Raw genomic sequence first — 15,982 nt, 5'->3', positions numbered from 1 at the left:
CGTAATAAGAAAAGTCTTAGTCAAAAAAGTATTTTAGACTAAATAATCCTAATACTCTTGGGATTGAATTCTGGATTTAAACAAAGTTTGCCCGGTGACATAATGTGACGATGCTTACTATTGCTGGTTAGCATAGCTACACCGCGCAACTGTTTGCATGGTAACTATTTTGAGAGATGAATAGAGAAAAATCTGATAATAGGCTCTCTGCTAACAACAAAATATAACTTAATTTTTAGGGCTCAAACAGGGCCAATGAAATGAAAATAAGGGTACAGGCGCAAGAAGAATTAGATACAGAAACAACACATTGAAATCAAATAACTTTCTTCATCATTTTTCGAAACCTACCATAATTGGCATTTGGATACACGCTCGAAAACATGCACGAATAATTGTGTATTACTCTACAAGTTAATGTATTTACCAACCTTGCGTATTATTGACAACATCAACCACAATCAATTATTTCCCCTTACAATATGAAAGCCTATTAGCATTGCAAGCAACTGTTCGAAGCATAATTTTTTGCACTTACCTTCCCCTCAGTCTTTCAGGTAATCTGGGCAAAGACGCCAATGGGAGCCGGTCAATGAAAATCGTTAACGCAGAAGAAAAGCACATCCCCGCCATACGCGATATTTATGCACATCATGTTCTTCACGGTACCGGCAGTTTTGAAACCGACCCTCCGGATGCTCACCAGATGTTTGCTCGTCTGGAAAAAATCCGCAGCCTCGGGCTGCCGTGGGTCGTCGCGCTACAGGAAGATAAGGTCATCGGGTATTGCTACCTCACCCGCTATCGCGAGCGTTATGCCTACCGCTATACCCTTGAGGATTCGATTTATATTGCTCCAACGGCTCAGCGTCAGGGTGTAGGAAAGGCTTTACTGCGTCATGTGATCGGCTGGGCTGAAGCACAGGGCTATCGGCAACTGATTGCCATCGTCGGCGACAGCAATAATCAGGGATCGTTAAAAGTCCATCAGCAGGCCGGATTTACGGAAATCGGCACACTGAAAAACATTGGCTTCAAACATGGACTATGGCTCGACACGGTATTGCTACAACGTAATCTGGGTGAAGGTAACAGCACACTGCCACCGGATTTCGGTGTCGCTATTTAACATTTATAAAGAATAACTACAGGAGAGAGTTTTGGAGCGGGCGAAGGGAATCGAACCCTCGTATAGAGCTTGGGAAGCTCTCGTTCTACCATTGAACTACGCCCGCATTGAAGTGCGTAAGGGATTATAAACCTTACGCTCTTCTTGGCAAGGGACTAACCGACTGACTGGCGATTAATTCACCGTCAGCATTTTGGCTTACTCCCCTGCGGCGGTAAATAACGCAGCGGATCGATAGCCGTTGCCCGGTAGCGGATTTGGAAATGCAGGCGCACCGTCGTCGCATCCGAGCTGCCCATCGTCGCTATCTTCTGCCCGGCCTTCACGTTTTGACCGTTGTTCACCAGCATGGTGTCATTATGCGCATACGCAGTGATGTAGTCCTCACTGTGCTTAATCATGATGAGATTACCGTAGCCCCGCAGCTGATTACCGACATAAACCACCTTCCCTGCTCCGGCCGCATAAATCGGCGTACCGCGCGCAGCCGAGATATCAATGCCCTTATTGCCGCCGTCCGCCGTAGAATAAGGCAGGATCACCTTACCGCTGGCAGGCCACTGCCAGCAACGTTGCCCTACTGGTGGCCAGGACGACTGCGGCACAGAAGAAGATGGTCTGACCGCCGCCGTTTTGGTTGAGGATTTCTTGGTTGTTTTGCCAGATCCAGAACTGGTTTTCGCGCCGCCGCTGACCTTCAGCTTTTGCCCCACTTCAATGGTATAGGGCGGTGAAATATTATTCAGGCGAGCGATCTCTTTCACGCTGGTACCGGTGGCGCGCGAAATACGGTATAGCGTATCTCCCCGCTTCACGGTATACACGGAGCCGGAATAACTTCCTGTATCAGACGACTTGCTCCCGGAACAGCCCGCTAACAGCAGACCGACACACAGCAGCATCACGATACCCAGGCCATTTTTCTTCAGGCGTCCTGCACTCAAAACAATACCTCGCAACATTTTCAGACGCTTTATCATAGCAGCCAGAAACCGGATGCCAAATCATATCGCGCAACGAACCGGCGGCTCTGGCATTTCACACCCTCTGTTAATCACTCTGACTTAATTAAGCATATAATGTGAGTGCTTAAGATTGATGGTGGACGCTATGCGACAGGAACATGTCATTTTATTGAATGAGCAGGACCAACCCTGCGGAACGCTGGAAAAGTATGCGGCGCATACCGCCACAACCCCCCTGCACTCCGCTTTCTCGTGCTGGATATTTAACGAGCAGGGCCAACTGCTGGTCACCCGCCGCTCACTGCACAAAAAAGCCTGGCCAGGTGTCTGGACCAACTCTGTCTGCGGTCACCCGCAGTTGGGCGAAACCAACGAAGCCGCTATTGTCCGCCGGGCTCGCTTCGAACTGGGTGCAGATATCAACTTGCTCACCCCCGTATACGCTGATTTTCGTTATCGCGCCACAGACCCGAGTGGGATAGTTGAAAACGAAGTATGTCCGGTTTATGCCGCACATATCGTCAGTGAGCTACAGCTAAACCCAGATGAAGTGATGGATTGCCAGTGGAGCAATCTTGAGGATGTCTTAAGCGGGATTGACGCGACGCCGTGGGCTTTCAGTCCGTGGATGGTAATGCAGGTTGCAAACAAAGAAGCGCGTGCGCTGTTGCAGAATTACTGCCAACAAATTATTGCCTGATGGCGCTACGTTTATCTGGCCTACATAACGAATCGTAGGCCGGATAAGGCGTCAGCCGCCATCCGGCATTTCACATCTTACTTAACCGGGCGCATCGCCGGGAACAGGATCACGTCACGGATGGTGTGGCTGTTGGTGAACAGCATAACCATACGGTCGATACCAATGCCCAGACCCGCTGTCGGCGGCAGACCGTGTTCCAGAGCGGTAACGTAGTCTTCGTCGTAGAACATCGCTTCGTCATCACCCGCATCTTTGGCGTTAACCTGATCCTGGAAACGCTGCGCCTGATCTTCGGCATCGTTCAGTTCGCTGAAGCCGTTACCGATCTCACGTCCGCCGATGAAGAATTCGAAGCGATCGGTGATTTCCGGGTTTTCGTCATTACGACGCGCCAGCGGAGAAACTTCTGCCGGGTACTCGGTAATGAAGGTTGGTTGAATCAGGTGCGCTTCTGCAACTTCTTCAAAGATCTCGGTCACGATACGACCCAGACCCCAGCTCTTCTCAACTTTGATGCCGATAGATTCAGCAATCGCTTTTGCAGAGTCGAAGTTATCCAGATCGGCCATGTTGGTTTCCGGACGGTATTTCTGAATCGCTTCGCGCATGGTCAGTTTTTCAAACGGCTTACCGAAGTCGAAGACTTCTTCACCGTAAGGCACTTCAGTCGTTCCCAGAACGTTCTGCGCCAACGTACGGAACAGAGATTCAGTCAGTTCGATGAGATCTTTGTAGTCCGCATAAGCCATGTAGAGTTCCATCATGGTGAACTCTGGGTTATGGCGAACAGAGATGCCTTCGTTACGGAAGTTACGGTTAATTTCGAATACGCGTTCGAAGCCGCCAACCACCAGACGCTTGAGGTAAAGTTCCGGCGCGATACGCAGGTACATGTCCAGATCCAGCGCGTTATGATGAGTGATAAACGGACGCGCTGCCGCACCGCCTGGGATCACCTGCATCATCGGGGTTTCTACTTCCATAAAGCCGCGAGCAACCATGAACTGACGAATGCCAGCCATAATCTGTGAACGCACTTTAAAGGTATTGCGGGATTCATCGTTAGAGATGAGATCCAGGTAACGTTGACGATAGCGCGCTTCCTGATCCTGCAGACCGTGGAATTTGTCCGGCAGCGGGCGCAGCGCTTTGGTCAGCAGACGCAGTTCGGTGCAGTGGATAGACAGCTCACCGGTCTTGGTCTTGAACAACTTACCTTTCGCGCCGAGGATATCGCCCAGATCCCATTTTTTGAACTGCTCGTTGTAGACGCCTTCCGGCAGGTCATCGCGAGCAACGTACAGCTGAATACGGCCGCCAACGTCCTGCAGCGTAACGAATGATGCTTTACCCATAATACGACGGGTCATCATACGGCCAGCAACGGATACCTCAATGTTCAGCGCTTCCAGCTCTTCGTTTTCTTTCGCGTCGAAGTCAGCATGCAGTTGGTCTGAGGTATGATCGCGACGGAAATCGTTCGGGAACGGGATCCCCTGCTCACGCAGGCTCGCCAGCTTCTCACGGCGCGTTTTCAGTTCATTGTTAAGGTCGGCTACCGCGTCAGCGCCCTGTACGTGTTGTTCAGACATGTTGGTTCCTCATAACCCTGCTTTCAAACTTGCTTCGATAAATTGATCCAGGCTGCCATCCAGCACCGCCTGCGTGTTACGGGTTTCAACCCCGGTACGCAGATCTTTGATGCGGGAGTCATCAAGGACATAAGAACGAATCTGGCTACCCCAGCCGATATCTGACTTGGTGTCTTCCATCGCCTGTTTCTCGGCATTCTTCTTCTGCATTTCCAGTTCATAAAGCTTCGCTTTCATCTGCTTCATGGCCTGGTCTTTGTTCTTGTGCTGGGAACGGTCGTTCTGACACTGCGTCACAATCCCGGTAGGGATGTGGGTAATACGCACCGCAGATTCCGTACGGTTAACGTGCTGACCGCCTGCACCGGAGGCACGGTAAACGTCGATACGCAGGTCCGCCGGGTTGATATCGATATCAATATCATCGTCAACTTCCGGATAAACAAACGCCGAACTGAACGACGTATGGCGACGTCCGCCGGAGTCGAACGGACTCTTACGTACCAGGCGGTGTACGCCGGTTTCAGTACGCAGCCAACCGTACGCATATTCACCAGCAATTCTGATGGTCACGGATTTAATACCCGCGACTTCACCTTCAGACTCTTCAATGATTTCAGTCTTAAAGCCGCGCGCTTCAGCCCAACGCAGATACATGCGCATCAGCATGCTTGCCCAGTCCTGCGCTTCCGTACCGCCAGAACCTGCCTGAATATCGAGATAGCAATCCGCGCTGTCATATTCACCGGAGAACATACGACGAAATTCCAGCTGGGCCAGCTTATCTTCCAGCGTATCGAGTTCTGCTACGGCTTCGTTAAAGGTTTCTTCGTCGTCGGCTTCTACAGCCAGTTCCAGCAGGCCGGAGACATCTTCCAGGCCCTGGCTCATCTGATCGAGCGTATCAACGATGGCCTCAAGGGAGGAACGCTCTTTGCCCAGCGCCTGAGCGCGTTCGGGTTCGTTCCACACGTCCGGCTGTTCCAGCTCGGCGTTTACTTCTTCCAGACGCTCTTTCTTGGCATCATAGTCAAAGATACCCCCTAAGAACGTCAGAGCGCTCCGTGAGGTCCTGAATGCGGTTATTTACCGGATTAATTTCAAACATTGTCTGATTTCTTTTATTGGACTAGTCAAAATGCGGTGATAAGAGCGGGATTGTAACTAATCCACGCCCTTTTTTATAGCGATTAGTGACGCTAAAGTGGCCAGATATTGTCGATTATAATCTGCAAGCTGCGGTTGCCGCGAAACTCGTTAATATCCAGTTTGTAGGCAAGCTGAACTTCGCGCACGCCGTTATCCGGCCAGCAGGTGGTATCGACATTAAACGCAATACCGTCCAGTAGCGGACCACCGCCCACGGGCTCGACCATCACCTTCAGATGACGCTCACCGACCAGACGCTGCTGGAGCAAACGGAAATGCCCGTCAAACAGCGGTTCCGGGAACATTTGCCCCCACGGTCCGGCATCGCGCAGCATTTGTGCGATCTCCATGGTCATCTCCGCCGCGCTCAGTGGGCCATCCGACACCACTTCACCTTGCAGTAAGGCAGGATCCAGCCACTCGGTTACCAGCTCGCCAAAACGCTGCTGGAAACGCTCAAACTGCGCCTCTTCAAGCGATAAACCCGCCGCCATGGCGTGACCGCCAAACTTGAGGATCATGCCCGGATAAAGGGTGTCCAGGCGCTCCAGCGCATCGCGCATGTGCAGCCCCTGAATCGAACGCCCGGATCCTTTGAGGGTACCGTCACCTGCCGGGGCAAACGCTATTACTGGGCGATGGAATCGCTCTTTAATACGCGATGCCAGAATCCCCACAACGCCCTGATGCCACTCAGGATGATACATTGCCAGGCCGCCCGGTAGTGTATCGCTACTGCGTTCCAGCTTTTCACACAAAGTCAGTGCTTCGGCCTGCATACCCTGCTCGATCTCTTTGCGCGTCTGGTTGAGCGCATCAAGCTCATTGGCCAGCACACGCGCTTCGCCAATGTTGTCGCACAGCAACAGCGCCACACCAACGGACATATCGTCCAGACGGCCCGCCGCATTCAGCCGTGGCCCCAGGGCAAAACCTAAATCACTGGCTGCCAGCTTTAGGGGGTCGCGATTGGAAATCTCCAGCAGCGCTTTAATACCAGGGCGACACTTTCCGGCACGAATGCGGCTTAAGCCTTGCCACGTCAGAATACGGTTATTGGCATCCAGCGGGACCACGTCCGCCACCGTGCCAAGTGCAACCAAATCGAGCAAATCTGCCAGGTTCGGCGGTGCAATGCCGCGTTCATCAAACCAGCCTTTGTCACGCAGGAAAGTACGCAGCGCCAGCATCAGATAGAAGGCTACACCAACGCCTGCCAGCGATTTCGACGGGAACTCACAGTCGGGTAGGTTAGGATTAATGATTGCCTCTGCGCCCGGCAGCGTATCCCCTGGCAGGTGGTGATCGGTCACAACGACCGGGATCCCCAACGTTCTGGCATGTTCGACACCCGCGTGAGACGAGATGCCGTTGTCTACGGTGACAATCAGCTGAGCGCCCCGGGCATGGGCCTGATCAACGACTTCCGGGCTTAAACCATAACCGTCTTCAAAACGATTTGGCACCAGGTAGTCAACGTTACTGCAGCCCAACGCGCGCATCGCCAGGATGCTTAGCGCCGTGCTGGTCGCACCATCAGCGTCAAAATCGCCGACAACGACGATTCGGGTTCCTTCGCGAAAGGCGTTGTAGAGGATCTCAACCGCTTTTTCGACGCCGTTCAAATGCTGCCACGGCAGCATGCCTTTCACGCTACGCTCAAGCTCCTGCGCGCTACGTACACCACGGCTGGCGTATAAACGGCGCAGCAGTGGCGGCAAGTCTGCAGGTAGCTCGGCGGTCTCGTCGGCCTCACGCCGACGAAGTTGTATCTGTTGTTTCACGCGAATTATTTACCGCTGGTTTGTTTTGCATGTGCGTCGAGGAATTCTTTCATCTCTTTCGGGCCCTGATAGCCAGGTACGACATAGCCATTGCTCAGCACAATCGCCGGTGTACCGCTGACGCCAAACTGTACGCCCAGCGCATAATGGTTAGCGATATCCACATCACAGGTCGCCGCTTTTACCCCCTTGCCAGTCATCGCGTCGTCAAAGGCTTTGTTTTTGTCCTTAGCACACCAGATAGACTTCATGTCCTGCTCAGCCTGGCTGTCCAGCCCCTGACGTGGGAAGGCCAGATAACGTACAGTGATCCCCAACGCATTGTAATCTTTCATCTCTTCATGCAGCTTGTGGCAGTAACCACAAGTGATGTCGGTGAAAACAGTAATGACGTGTTTTTCCTGCGGCGCTTTGTAGATGATCATCTCTTTTTCCAGCGCGTTCAGATGCTTCATCAGCAGTTGGTTGGTGACGTTCACCGGACTTGCGCCGCTCACGTCATACATCGGTCCCTGAATAATATGTTTACCGTCTTCAGTTACGTACAGCACGCCGCTATTGGTCAGTACGGTTTTCATGCCCGCAACCGGAGCAGGTTGAATCTCGGTGCTCTGCACACCCAGCTTTGCTAATGACTGGCGAATTGCCGCGTCGTCTGCATGTACCATGCCGGAAAACGCCGTCGCCAGCAGGGTGAACATCATAAAACGTTTTTTCATAGCCTATCCTATCCTGTCAGCACTCACGCTCGCGGGTGATGCTGTTGATGTAGTTGCCGCAAGCGCTCCGTTGCGACATGAGTATAAATTTGCGTTGTCGAGAGATCGCTATGCCCCAGTAGCATCTGCACCACACGCAGATCTGCGCCATGGTTGAGCAGATGCGTGGCAAATGCGTGCCGCAGGACGTGCGGTGACAGCTTTTCGCTGTCGATTCCCGCCAACACAGCATAGTGTTTGATACGATGCCAGAAGGTCTGACGGGTCATCTGTTGCGCCCGCTGACTAGGAAACAGCACATCAATCGATACGCCGTTGAGCAACCATGGACGCCCATGCTCCAGGTATGTTTCCAGCCAGTACACTGCCTCCTCACCCAACGGGACAAGGCGCTCTTTGTTACCTTTACCGATCACCCGTACCACGCCCTGACGCAGGCTGACGTCACTCATCGTCAGTCCTACCAGTTCAGACACGCGCAGGCCCGTTGCATACAACACTTCCAGCATGGCTTTGTCGCGTAGCTCCAGCGGTTGATCGATAAGCGGCGCCTGCAGCAGTCGTTCTACCTGCGCTTCGCTGAGATCTTTGGGCAGACGCTGCGGAAGTTTAGGTGATGCAAGCGAGGCGCTGGGGTCATCTTCGCGATATTTTTCGCGGTACAGATGCTGAAAAAAACGTCGCGTCGCACTGAGCAAACGTGCAGAACTGGTGGCTTTATACCCTCCATCCATCCGCTCAGCCAGCAAGGCTTGCAGATCATCACTTTGCGCGGTCGCAAGCGAAGCGCCGCGATGATGTAACCATTCCACAAGCATGGTCAGATCGCGACGATACGCACTTAATGTGTTTTCCGCCAGATTTCGTTCCAGCCACAGGGCATCAAGAAACTGCTCGATGCGCGCCAGATCCTGTTCCACTCGCGCCCCTTATTCCACTCTCATTTTTGATGCATTATGCCTCATTGTGCCGGGATTGCGGCGATTCTGTTACACTACCCGCAACGCTACAGCAGAATTGAGATGTTTACGTCATGAACATGGGTCTTTTTTACGGTTCCAGCACCTGCTACACCGAAATGGCAGCAGAAAAAATCCGCGATATCCTGGGTCCCGAACTGGTGACACTGCACAACCTCAAAGACGATTCCCCGACCCTAATGGAGCAGTATGACGTGCTCATTTTGGGCATCCCAACCTGGGATTTCGGTGAAATTCAGGAGGACTGGGAAGCGGTCTGGGAGCAACTGGACGACCTCAACCTGGAAGGAAAGATTGTCGCGCTTTACGGTATGGGCGATCAGTTGGGATACGGTGAATGGTTCCTGGATGCGCTGGGTATGTTGCACGATAAACTGATCACCAAAGGTGTAAAGTTTGTCGGCTACTGGCCCACCGAAGGCTACGAATTCACCAGCGATAAACCCGTCATTGCCGATGGACAGCTGTTTGTTGGTTTGGCGCTGGATGAAACGAACCAGTACGATCTCAGCGATGAACGCATTCAGGCCTGGTGCGAGCAAATTCTTGGCGAAATGGCCGAGCACTGGTCCTGAATTTCTGCCGACTGACGGCTAAGGTCGCAACCTTACCGTCAGTACTACTTCTGCTTCGCCTTTTGCAGCATCAACCGCCGTAAATCCCGCCACTCAGCATCATCCATACTGTCTGCCGCCAGCCACAAATGTTGACGTTTTCCGGCATCAGAGCGCAAACGCAGCATCATGCCTGTTTTAACCATCCAGGGGGCGCTAACGATAGACCACTCTTGCCCTTGCCAGCGCAGACGACCATCCATCAACAGCCGAATCTCACCCTGACAGGCGTTGATTCGACGCTGACTGCGAACGCTATCGAATACCACCAGAGAGAGCAAAACCAGCCATAATGGGGTGTAGCTCAATGGCCAGGGCATCAATAAAATAAACACCGCGACCAGCCCATGAATTAGCAGTGAAAGCCACTGCGCGCGCCATGATACGCGTAAATCAGATTGCCACTGGACCACGTTCCCGATTCCGTGTCTGGATAAGTCGCACCATCTGCTCCAGCTCAGCATCAGCTGGTTTCCCATGATTCATCAACCAGTTAAATAAATCTGGATCATCACATTCTAGCAGACGGATAAAGATACGTTTTTCTTCGTCACTTAAGCTGTCATATTCATGTTCGAAAAACGGCATGATCGAGATATCCAGCTCGCGCATACCGCGGCGGCATGCCCAATGAATACGTGCTTTGTTGTTAATATCCATGTTCTTCTCCCTGTCTCGCGAAAACGAAGTATCCCGCTATTGTAACGTGTTTTTCCCGCTCTTTTACGGGAATATCAGTAAACTGAAGCTCGCTCGCTAAATAAAACCTTATTAAGCCAAAGGATTCACCATTTTTTGATGTTTCCTCGCAAAGCGCAATATATGGCACAAATAGCCTGTTTAAACCGCTTGCAATGGGCCATAGCTCTTTTACCATTAGTCATTATCACTGCGTTAAGCAAATCAGGACATTATTATGGCTTTTACATCTTTTCCTCCTCGCCAGCCTTTCGCGTCAACGCGTTTGCCTCTGACGCTAATGACGCTCGATGACTGGGCGCTCGCCACCATCACCGGTGTCGACAGTGAGAAGTATATTCAGGGTCAGGTCACAGCGGATGTCAGCCAGATGACCGAGAATCAGCACCTGTTAGCTGCACATTGTGACGCCAAAGGTAAAATGTGGAGCAACCTGCGTCTGTTCCGACAGGGTGACGGTTTTGCATGGCTTGAGCGCCGTAGCCTGCGTGATGCGCAGCTCACCGAGCTGAAAAAATACGCGGTCTTCTCGAAGGTGGCGATTGCCCCGGATGACGAGCGTGTCCTGCTGGGCGTAGCGGGATTCCAGGCACGTGCAGCGCTGGCCAATCTCTTTAGCGAATTACCGAACAGTGATAAGCAGGTCATTACCGAAGGTGCCTCCACGGTATTGTGGTTCGAACACCCTGCTGAACGTTTTCTGCTGATCGTTGATGCCACCACAGCAGAAACCTTGGTTGAAAAGCTGCGTGGCGAAGCAGAGTTAAATAACAGCCAGCAGTGGCTGGCGCTGGATATCGAAGCGGGTATCCCCGTTATTGATACAGCCAACAGTGCACAGTTTATTCCACAGGCTACCAATCTGCAGGCTCTGGGCGGGATCAGCTTTAAAAAAGGCTGCTACACCGGTCAGGAAATGGTTGCTCGTGCAAAATTCCGCGGAGCCAATAAACGCGCCATGTGGACTTTGGCGGGTGCCGCCGGTCGAGTACCGGAAGCTGGCGAAGACCTTGAATTAAAAATGGGCGAGAACTGGCGTCGTACCGGTACCGTACTTGCCGCAGTAAAACTGGCCGATGGTCAGGTACTGGTGCAGGTTGTGATGAATAACGACATGGAGGCCGACAGCGTGTTCCGCGTTCGTGACGACGCAAAAACGCTGCAAATCGTACCGCTGCCGTATTCGCTGGAAGAGTAAATGAATAATGCCTGATTGCGATGCGTCTATCAGGCATGCTGGCTTTTGTTTTGTAGGCCGGATAAGGCGCTAGCCTCCATCCGGCGTCAGTGATTACGCCTGACCAACGTACAGATAGATCGCCAGGAAGTGGCAAACGCTGCCGCCCAGCACAAAGCCGTGCCAGATCGCATGGTTATAAGGAATACGCTTACAGACGTAGAAAATTACGCCCAGGGAATACACCACACCGCCAACAGCCAGCAACGTCACGCCTCCCGCTGCCAACTTAACCGCCAGTTGATACACCACAATCAGCGATAGCCAGCCCATTGTCAGGTAGGTTACCAGCGACAGAACCTTAAATCGGTGCGCAATGGTCAGTTTGAATAAAATACCGATCAGCGCCAGGCTCCAGATAACAATCATCAGTCCACGTGCCAGCGGCGAATCAAGCCCCACCAGCAGAAATGGCGTGTAGGTCCCGGCAATCAGCAGATAAATCGCACAGTGGTCAAATTTTTTCAGCCAGATTTTCGCTCTCTGATGGGGGATCGCGTGATACAAGGTTGAGGCGAGGAACAGCAGGATCATGCTGCCGCCGTACAGGCTATAGCTGGTAATGGCCATAGCGCTGGCGTTGGTATCTACTGCCTGGACCAGTAATAACACCAGTCCGACAATCCCAAACACCAGCCCGATACCGTGACTGATGCTATTGGCTATTTCCTCTGCCAACGAATATCCCTGCGCGATTAATGGCTTCTGAACCATAAGTTACTCCCCAGAAACGAACACTTTCGTTATTGCGCCTCTAGCGTAACTGAGAATGGTTCCAGTGAACACCTGTTAGCTAAAATAAATATCACATTAATATTAATCCTTTAAAATCATTGTGTTGAAAGTGATTTTTCAACTAACAGATGTTTCTTTAAATCAAAGGCATTTAAAATCAATCACATAAAATTGCGTCTGATTCGGATAAATCTCGGCAATCACATGTTTAAGTTCTTCAAGCGTCATGTTTTCCTGCTGGGCATGTTTATCCGTTAGCGTATCCAGCGTGACGGTTGAGGTGCCAACAACCTCAATCGTGCAAAAGTAACCGTCATCTTCGAAGCGCCCAACCCGTAAAATGTCCCCGGCTTTGAAGTGTGATTCGGACTCGTCACGAATGGTGATGGTCTTGCGTCCGGCCAGAATGTCATCCTGGAAACGCTGAAAAAAAGTGATGTCATTTGGCTGCATGTTATTATTCCCTGTAGATGAAGTCTGATGAGTGAGTTTTGCCATTGTGAGTATGTTCTCCCACGCTGCCATCGCCAGTCTCAACAATCTTGAGATGCTGGTCTACAACTATGTCATCAAAAACCGTGACAAAGTCATGTACATGACCATTCGCGAACTGGCCGATGCCGTGGGTGTTTCCACTACCACCGTACTGCGCTTTTGCCGCAAGCTTAAATGTGAGGGTTACTCAGAATTTCGCGTGCGCTTCAAATTATATTTAGAGCAGAATGAACCGCAACAGGCTAATTTCGGTGCCAGCGAAATTATCAGTTTCTTTAAAGGCGTCAATAACGACGAATTCGATAAACTGCTCGATCAGGCTGTTGATATTATATTATCGTCCGAACGTATTATATTCGTCGGAGCGGGAACGTCTGGAGCGCTGGCAAAATATGGCGCACGTTTTTTCTCAAACGTCGGTAAATTCAGTAATCACATTGACGATCCTTATTTCCCGGTCACTAACGACATGGCCAGAAACGCGCTGGCGATCGTGCTTTCCGTATCTGGTGAAACAGAAGAGATCCTGCGCTTTGCCAGCCAGTTCAGTCTGCACAACTGTAAGGTTCTGTCGGTCACCAGCCATGAACACTCTCGCCTGGCGAAACTCGCCGACTTTAACCTCTCCTGGCATGTTCCACAAACACGTATTGCCGGGGTATACGATATAACCACGCAGATCCCCGTTATTTATATTCTGGAATCACTCGGTCGCAAGCTGGCGAAAAGAATAGCGTAAAAAAACAATCTGTTTTTTTGATGTAACAAATCACATTTACGCTATTTTGTTATATCGTGACATTTATCTTTCCTTTGTTAGACTCAAAATCAGATTGTATTAATTTGAGACTGAGCGCAGATGAAAAAACTTACCTTACCAAAAGATTTTTTATGGGGCGGCGCGGTTGCGGCGCACCAGGTTGAAGGCGGCTGGAACAAAGGTGGCAAAGGCCCCAGCATTTGCGACGTACTGACCGGAGGGGCACACGGTGTTCCGCGAGAAATCACTCAGGAAGTTGAGCCCGGTAAGTACTACCCCAACCACGAAGCTGTCGATTTTTACAGTCATTACAAAGAAGACATCAAGCTGTTTGCCGAGATGGGGTTCAAATGCTTCCGTACCTCCATCGCCTGGACCCGTATCTTCCCCAAAGGGGACGAAATCCAACCGAATGAAGAAGGGCTAAAGTTCTACGACGACATGTTCGATGAACTGCTGAAGTACAACATTGAACCAGTCATCACCCTTTCCCACTTTGAAATGCCGCTGCACCTGGTTCAACAGTACGGTAGCTGGACCAATCGTAAAGTCGTCGATTTCTTTGTCCGTTTTGCTGAAGTCGTTTTTGAGCGCTATAAGCACAAGGTCAAATACTGGATGACCTTCAATGAGATCAACAACCAGCGTAACTGGCGCGCGCCGCTGTTTGGCTATTGCTGCTCCGGCGTGGTGTATACCGAGCATGAAAACCCTGAAGAGACTATGTACCAGGTGCTGCATCACCAGTTCGTGGCCAGCGCGCTGGCGGTAAAGGCGGCACGTCGCATCAACCCGGAAATGAAAGTCGGCTGCATGCTGGCGATGGTGCCACTGTATCCGTTCTCCTGTAAGCCTGAGGATGTAATGTTCGCGCAGGAATCGATGCGTGAGCGCTACGTTTTCACTGACGTTCAGCTGCGCGGCTACTATCCATCATATGTACTGAACGAGTGGGAACGCCGCGAATTCAACATCCAAATAGAAGCCGGCGATGAGCAAATCCTGCGTGAAGGCACCTGTGACTATCTCGGATTCAGTTACTACATGACCAACGCGGTAAAAGCGGAAGGCGGCAGCGGCGATGCCATTTCTGGTTTTGAGGGCAGCGTACCGAACCCGCACGTAAAAGCCTCCGACTGGGGCTGGCAGATTGACCCCGTCGGTCTACGCTATGCCTTATGTGAGCTGTATGAACGCTACCAGAAGCCGCTGTTTATCGTTGAAAACGGGTTTGGCGCTTATGACAAAGTAGAAGAAGACGGCAGCATCAACGACGACTATCGCATCGACTATCTGCGCGCCCACATCGAAGAAATGATGAAAGCGGTGACCTATGATGGCGTAGACCTGATGGGCTACACGCCATGGGGCTGCATCGACTGCGTATCGTTTACCACCGGTCAGTACAGCAAACGTTACGGCTTTATCTACGTGAACAAACATGACGACGGCACCGGCGATATGTCGCGTTCACGAAAGAAGAGTTTTGAGTGGTATAAAGCGGTGATTGCCAGCAACGGCGAGAATCTGTAATTTTTTGCCGGATGGCGGCGTAAACGCCTTATCCAGCCTACAGGTTATACTCCCGTAGGCTGGATAAACGCGGCGCTATCCGGCAATTAAATCCCTACTTCCCGCCTGCCAGTTCCAGAAAACTGCCCGTTACGTAAGATGCCTTCTCGCTCAACAGCCAGGTAATTGCCTGCGCGACTTCTTCCGGCTGCCCGCCACGCTGCATAGGCAACAGTGATTTCACGCGATCGACTCTTCCCGGCTCGCCGCCTGATGCGTGCATTTCAGTGTAGATAAGACCTGGTCGCACGCAGTTTACGCGGATCCCTTGCGCCGCAACCTCCAGCGCCAGGCCGGTGGTGAGCGTGTCCACAGCGCCTTTCGAGGCCGCGTAATCAACATATTCGAATGGCGCACCAAGCCGCGATGCCGCCGAAGAGACATTTACAATCGATCCACCCTGACCGCCGTGCTTGAACGACATGCGCTTTACCGCTTCCCGACAGCACAGAAAATAGCCGGTAACGTTGGTTGCCAGTACGCGATTAATTCGTTCGGCGGTTAAGTTTTCGACCGTGCTTTGCTCAAACAAGATCCCGGCATTATTCACCAGGGCAGTCAGTTGCTCGCCTTCACGGTCAATAGACTCAAACATTGCCACCACCTGGCTTTCATCACTGATATCCGCACGCAAAGCAAATGCTTTACCGCCTGCAGCGACGATGTTGTTCACCACCTCGGTTGCCGCACGAATATTGTGATGAAAATTCACGGCGACCGTGTAACCCTCTTGCGCCAGTTGCAGCGCGGTTGCTCGACCAATGCCACGACTGCCGCCCGTCACCAATGCTATAGCCATAACGTTTCTCCCAAAAAATAAAGGCGCCGAAGCGCCTTTAAAAGATAGTT

General features: G+C 51.6%; 17 protein-coding genes and 1 tRNA gene. 6 read left to right on the top strand and 12 right to left on the bottom strand.

Annotated elements, in window-relative coordinates; genetic code table 11:
• The first annotated feature begins 592 nt into the window (after positions 1-592).
• Positions 593-1,129 (top strand): GNAT family N-acetyltransferase, encoded by a 537-nt coding sequence (locus SK39_RS15815; protein ID WP_003033852.1) that lies wholly within the window; start codon positions 593-595, stop codon positions 1,127-1,129.
• A 32-nt stretch (positions 1,130-1,161) separates the two neighbouring features.
• On the opposite strand, the gene SK39_RS15810 is transcribed toward SK39_RS15815, so the two are convergent.
• Positions 1,162-1,235 (bottom strand) — tRNA-Gly (locus SK39_RS15810).
• A gap of 79 nt (positions 1,236-1,314) precedes the next feature.
• Entirely contained in the window at positions 1,315-2,073 is a 759-nt protein-coding gene (actS, locus tag SK39_RS15805) for an amidase activator ActS (protein ID WP_003026902.1), read from the bottom strand.
• A gap of 166 nt (positions 2,074-2,239) precedes the next feature.
• Between actS and idi the strand changes: the two genes are divergently transcribed.
• Entirely contained in the window at positions 2,240-2,794 is a 555-nt protein-coding gene (gene idi / locus SK39_RS15800; protein WP_032948043.1) for an isopentenyl-diphosphate Delta-isomerase, read from the top strand.
• A gap of 77 nt (positions 2,795-2,871) precedes the next feature.
• Here the strand turns inward: idi and lysS are convergent, their stop codons facing one another.
• The 5 genes from lysS to xerD all read right to left on the bottom strand — a co-directional run bounded on the left by lysS (position 2,872) and on the right by xerD (position 8,961).
• Complete coding sequence (gene lysS / locus SK39_RS15795) at positions 2,872-4,389, bottom strand: lysine--tRNA ligase (RefSeq protein ID WP_003026911.1); 1,518 nt, start codon at positions 4,387-4,389, stop codon at positions 2,872-2,874.
• Between the two features lie 9 nt (positions 4,390-4,398).
• Positions 4,399-5,497 (bottom strand): peptide chain release factor 2 gene (gene prfB / locus SK39_RS15790; protein WP_096878465.1). Its coding sequence is split into 2 segments (ribosomal slippage): positions 4,399-5,421 and positions 5,423-5,497, totalling 1,098 coding nucleotides; the frame shifts between segments, so codons are not numbered across the junction.
• Positions 5,498-5,588: 91 nt separating this feature from the next.
• Positions 5,589-7,322, bottom strand: coding sequence for a single-stranded-DNA-specific exonuclease RecJ (gene recJ, locus SK39_RS15785; RefSeq protein ID WP_032937435.1), 1,734 nt, complete (start codon positions 7,320-7,322; stop codon positions 5,589-5,591).
• 5 nt (positions 7,323-7,327) lie between these two features.
• A complete protein-coding gene (gene dsbC / locus SK39_RS15780) occupies positions 7,328-8,041 on the bottom strand; it encodes a bifunctional protein-disulfide isomerase/oxidoreductase DsbC (protein WP_003825520.1) in 714 nt (237 codons plus the stop codon).
• Between the two features lie 23 nt (positions 8,042-8,064).
• On the bottom strand, positions 8,065-8,961 hold the full coding sequence (gene xerD / locus SK39_RS15775; RefSeq protein ID WP_003026928.1) for a site-specific tyrosine recombinase XerD: 897 nt from the start codon (positions 8,959-8,961) through the stop codon (positions 8,065-8,067).
• Between the two features lie 113 nt (positions 8,962-9,074).
• Here xerD and fldB point away from each other — a divergent pair, with 113 nt between their 5' ends.
• Positions 9,075-9,596, top strand: a complete 522-nt coding sequence (gene fldB, locus SK39_RS15770) for a flavodoxin FldB (RefSeq protein ID WP_003026933.1) — start codon at positions 9,075-9,077, stop codon at positions 9,594-9,596.
• 44 nt (positions 9,597-9,640) lie between these two features.
• Here fldB and SK39_RS15765 read toward each other — a convergent pair whose 3' ends face one another.
• Both SK39_RS15765 and sdhE read right to left on the bottom strand, forming a co-directional pair.
• Entirely contained in the window at positions 9,641-10,048 is a 408-nt protein-coding gene (locus SK39_RS15765; protein WP_003026936.1) for a protein YgfX, read from the bottom strand.
• Complete coding sequence (sdhE, locus tag SK39_RS15760; protein ID WP_003026938.1) at positions 10,029-10,295, bottom strand: FAD assembly factor SdhE; 267 nt, start codon at positions 10,293-10,295, stop codon at positions 10,029-10,031. The genes SK39_RS15765 and sdhE overlap by 20 nt, the downstream gene beginning before the upstream one ends.
• 256 nt (positions 10,296-10,551) lie before the next feature.
• Between sdhE and ygfZ the strand changes: the two genes are divergently transcribed.
• A complete protein-coding gene (ygfZ, locus tag SK39_RS15755) occupies positions 10,552-11,532 on the top strand; it encodes a tRNA-modifying protein YgfZ (protein ID WP_003838269.1) in 981 nt (326 codons plus the stop codon).
• A 93-nt stretch (positions 11,533-11,625) separates the two neighbouring features.
• On the opposite strand, the gene trhA is transcribed toward ygfZ, so the two are convergent.
• Entirely contained in the window at positions 11,626-12,285 is a 660-nt protein-coding gene (gene trhA, locus SK39_RS15750) for a PAQR family membrane homeostasis protein TrhA (protein WP_003838267.1), read from the bottom strand.
• A gap of 162 nt (positions 12,286-12,447) precedes the next feature.
• Positions 12,448-12,759, bottom strand: a complete 312-nt coding sequence (yqfB, locus tag SK39_RS15745; protein ID WP_003026949.1) for a N(4)-acetylcytidine aminohydrolase — start codon at positions 12,757-12,759, stop codon at positions 12,448-12,450.
• 52 nt (positions 12,760-12,811) lie between these two features.
• On the opposite strand from yqfB, the gene SK39_RS15740 reads away from it, so the two are divergent.
• Positions 12,812-13,540, top strand: coding sequence for a MurR/RpiR family transcriptional regulator (locus tag SK39_RS15740; protein ID WP_003838265.1), 729 nt, complete (start codon positions 12,812-12,814; stop codon positions 13,538-13,540).
• A gap of 120 nt (positions 13,541-13,660) precedes the next feature.
• Positions 13,661-15,094 (top strand): 6-phospho-beta-glucosidase BglA, encoded by a 1,434-nt coding sequence (gene bglA, locus SK39_RS15735; RefSeq protein ID WP_048217186.1) that lies wholly within the window; start codon positions 13,661-13,663, stop codon positions 15,092-15,094.
• Between the two features lie 94 nt (positions 15,095-15,188).
• Here the strand turns inward: bglA and SK39_RS15730 are convergent, their stop codons facing one another.
• The gene (locus SK39_RS15730) at positions 15,189-15,932 is read right to left on the bottom strand and encodes an SDR family oxidoreductase (protein WP_032937431.1); all 744 of its coding nucleotides are present in this window, start codon (positions 15,930-15,932) and stop codon (positions 15,189-15,191) included.
• Positions 15,933-15,982: the final 50 nt, after the last annotated feature.

This window comes from Citrobacter sp. BIDMC107 (assembly GCF_001037575.1).
GTDB lineage: Bacteria > Pseudomonadota > Gammaproteobacteria > Enterobacterales > Enterobacteriaceae > Citrobacter > Citrobacter freundii.
Note: the sequence above shows the minus strand (reverse complement) of the source record. Positions and strands in the feature narration are given on the sequence as shown.

What these genes read in the sequence shown, in the direction of transcription:
- SK39_RS15730 (WP_032937431.1), bottom strand. Translation starts at nt 15,932, where the DNA reads ATGGCTATAGCATTGGTGACGGGCGGCAGTCGTGGCATTGGTCGAGCA.
- sdhE (WP_003026938.1), bottom strand. Translation starts at nt 10,295, where the DNA reads ATGGATATTAACAACAAAGCACGTATTCATTGGGCATGCCGCCGCGGT.
- lysS (WP_003026911.1), bottom strand. Translation starts at nt 4,389, where the DNA reads ATGTCTGAACAACACGTACAGGGCGCTGACGCGGTAGCCGACCTTAAC.
- idi (WP_032948043.1), top strand. Translation starts at nt 2,240, where the DNA reads ATGCGACAGGAACATGTCATTTTATTGAATGAGCAGGACCAACCCTGC.
- trhA (WP_003838267.1), bottom strand. Translation starts at nt 12,285, where the DNA reads ATGGTTCAGAAGCCATTAATCGCGCAGGGATATTCGTTGGCAGAGGAA.
- fldB (WP_003026933.1), top strand. Translation starts at nt 9,075, where the DNA reads ATGAACATGGGTCTTTTTTACGGTTCCAGCACCTGCTACACCGAAATG.
- bglA (WP_048217186.1), top strand. Translation starts at nt 13,661, where the DNA reads ATGAAAAAACTTACCTTACCAAAAGATTTTTTATGGGGCGGCGCGGTT.
- yqfB (WP_003026949.1), bottom strand. Translation starts at nt 12,759, where the DNA reads ATGCAGCCAAATGACATCACTTTTTTTCAGCGTTTCCAGGATGACATT.
- SK39_RS15740 (WP_003838265.1), top strand. Translation starts at nt 12,812, where the DNA reads ATGTTCTCCCACGCTGCCATCGCCAGTCTCAACAATCTTGAGATGCTG.
- ygfZ (WP_003838269.1), top strand. Translation starts at nt 10,552, where the DNA reads ATGGCTTTTACATCTTTTCCTCCTCGCCAGCCTTTCGCGTCAACGCGT.
- dsbC (WP_003825520.1), bottom strand. Translation starts at nt 8,041, where the DNA reads ATGAAAAAACGTTTTATGATGTTCACCCTGCTGGCGACGGCGTTTTCC.
- SK39_RS15815 (WP_003033852.1), top strand. Translation starts at nt 593, where the DNA reads ATGAAAATCGTTAACGCAGAAGAAAAGCACATCCCCGCCATACGCGAT.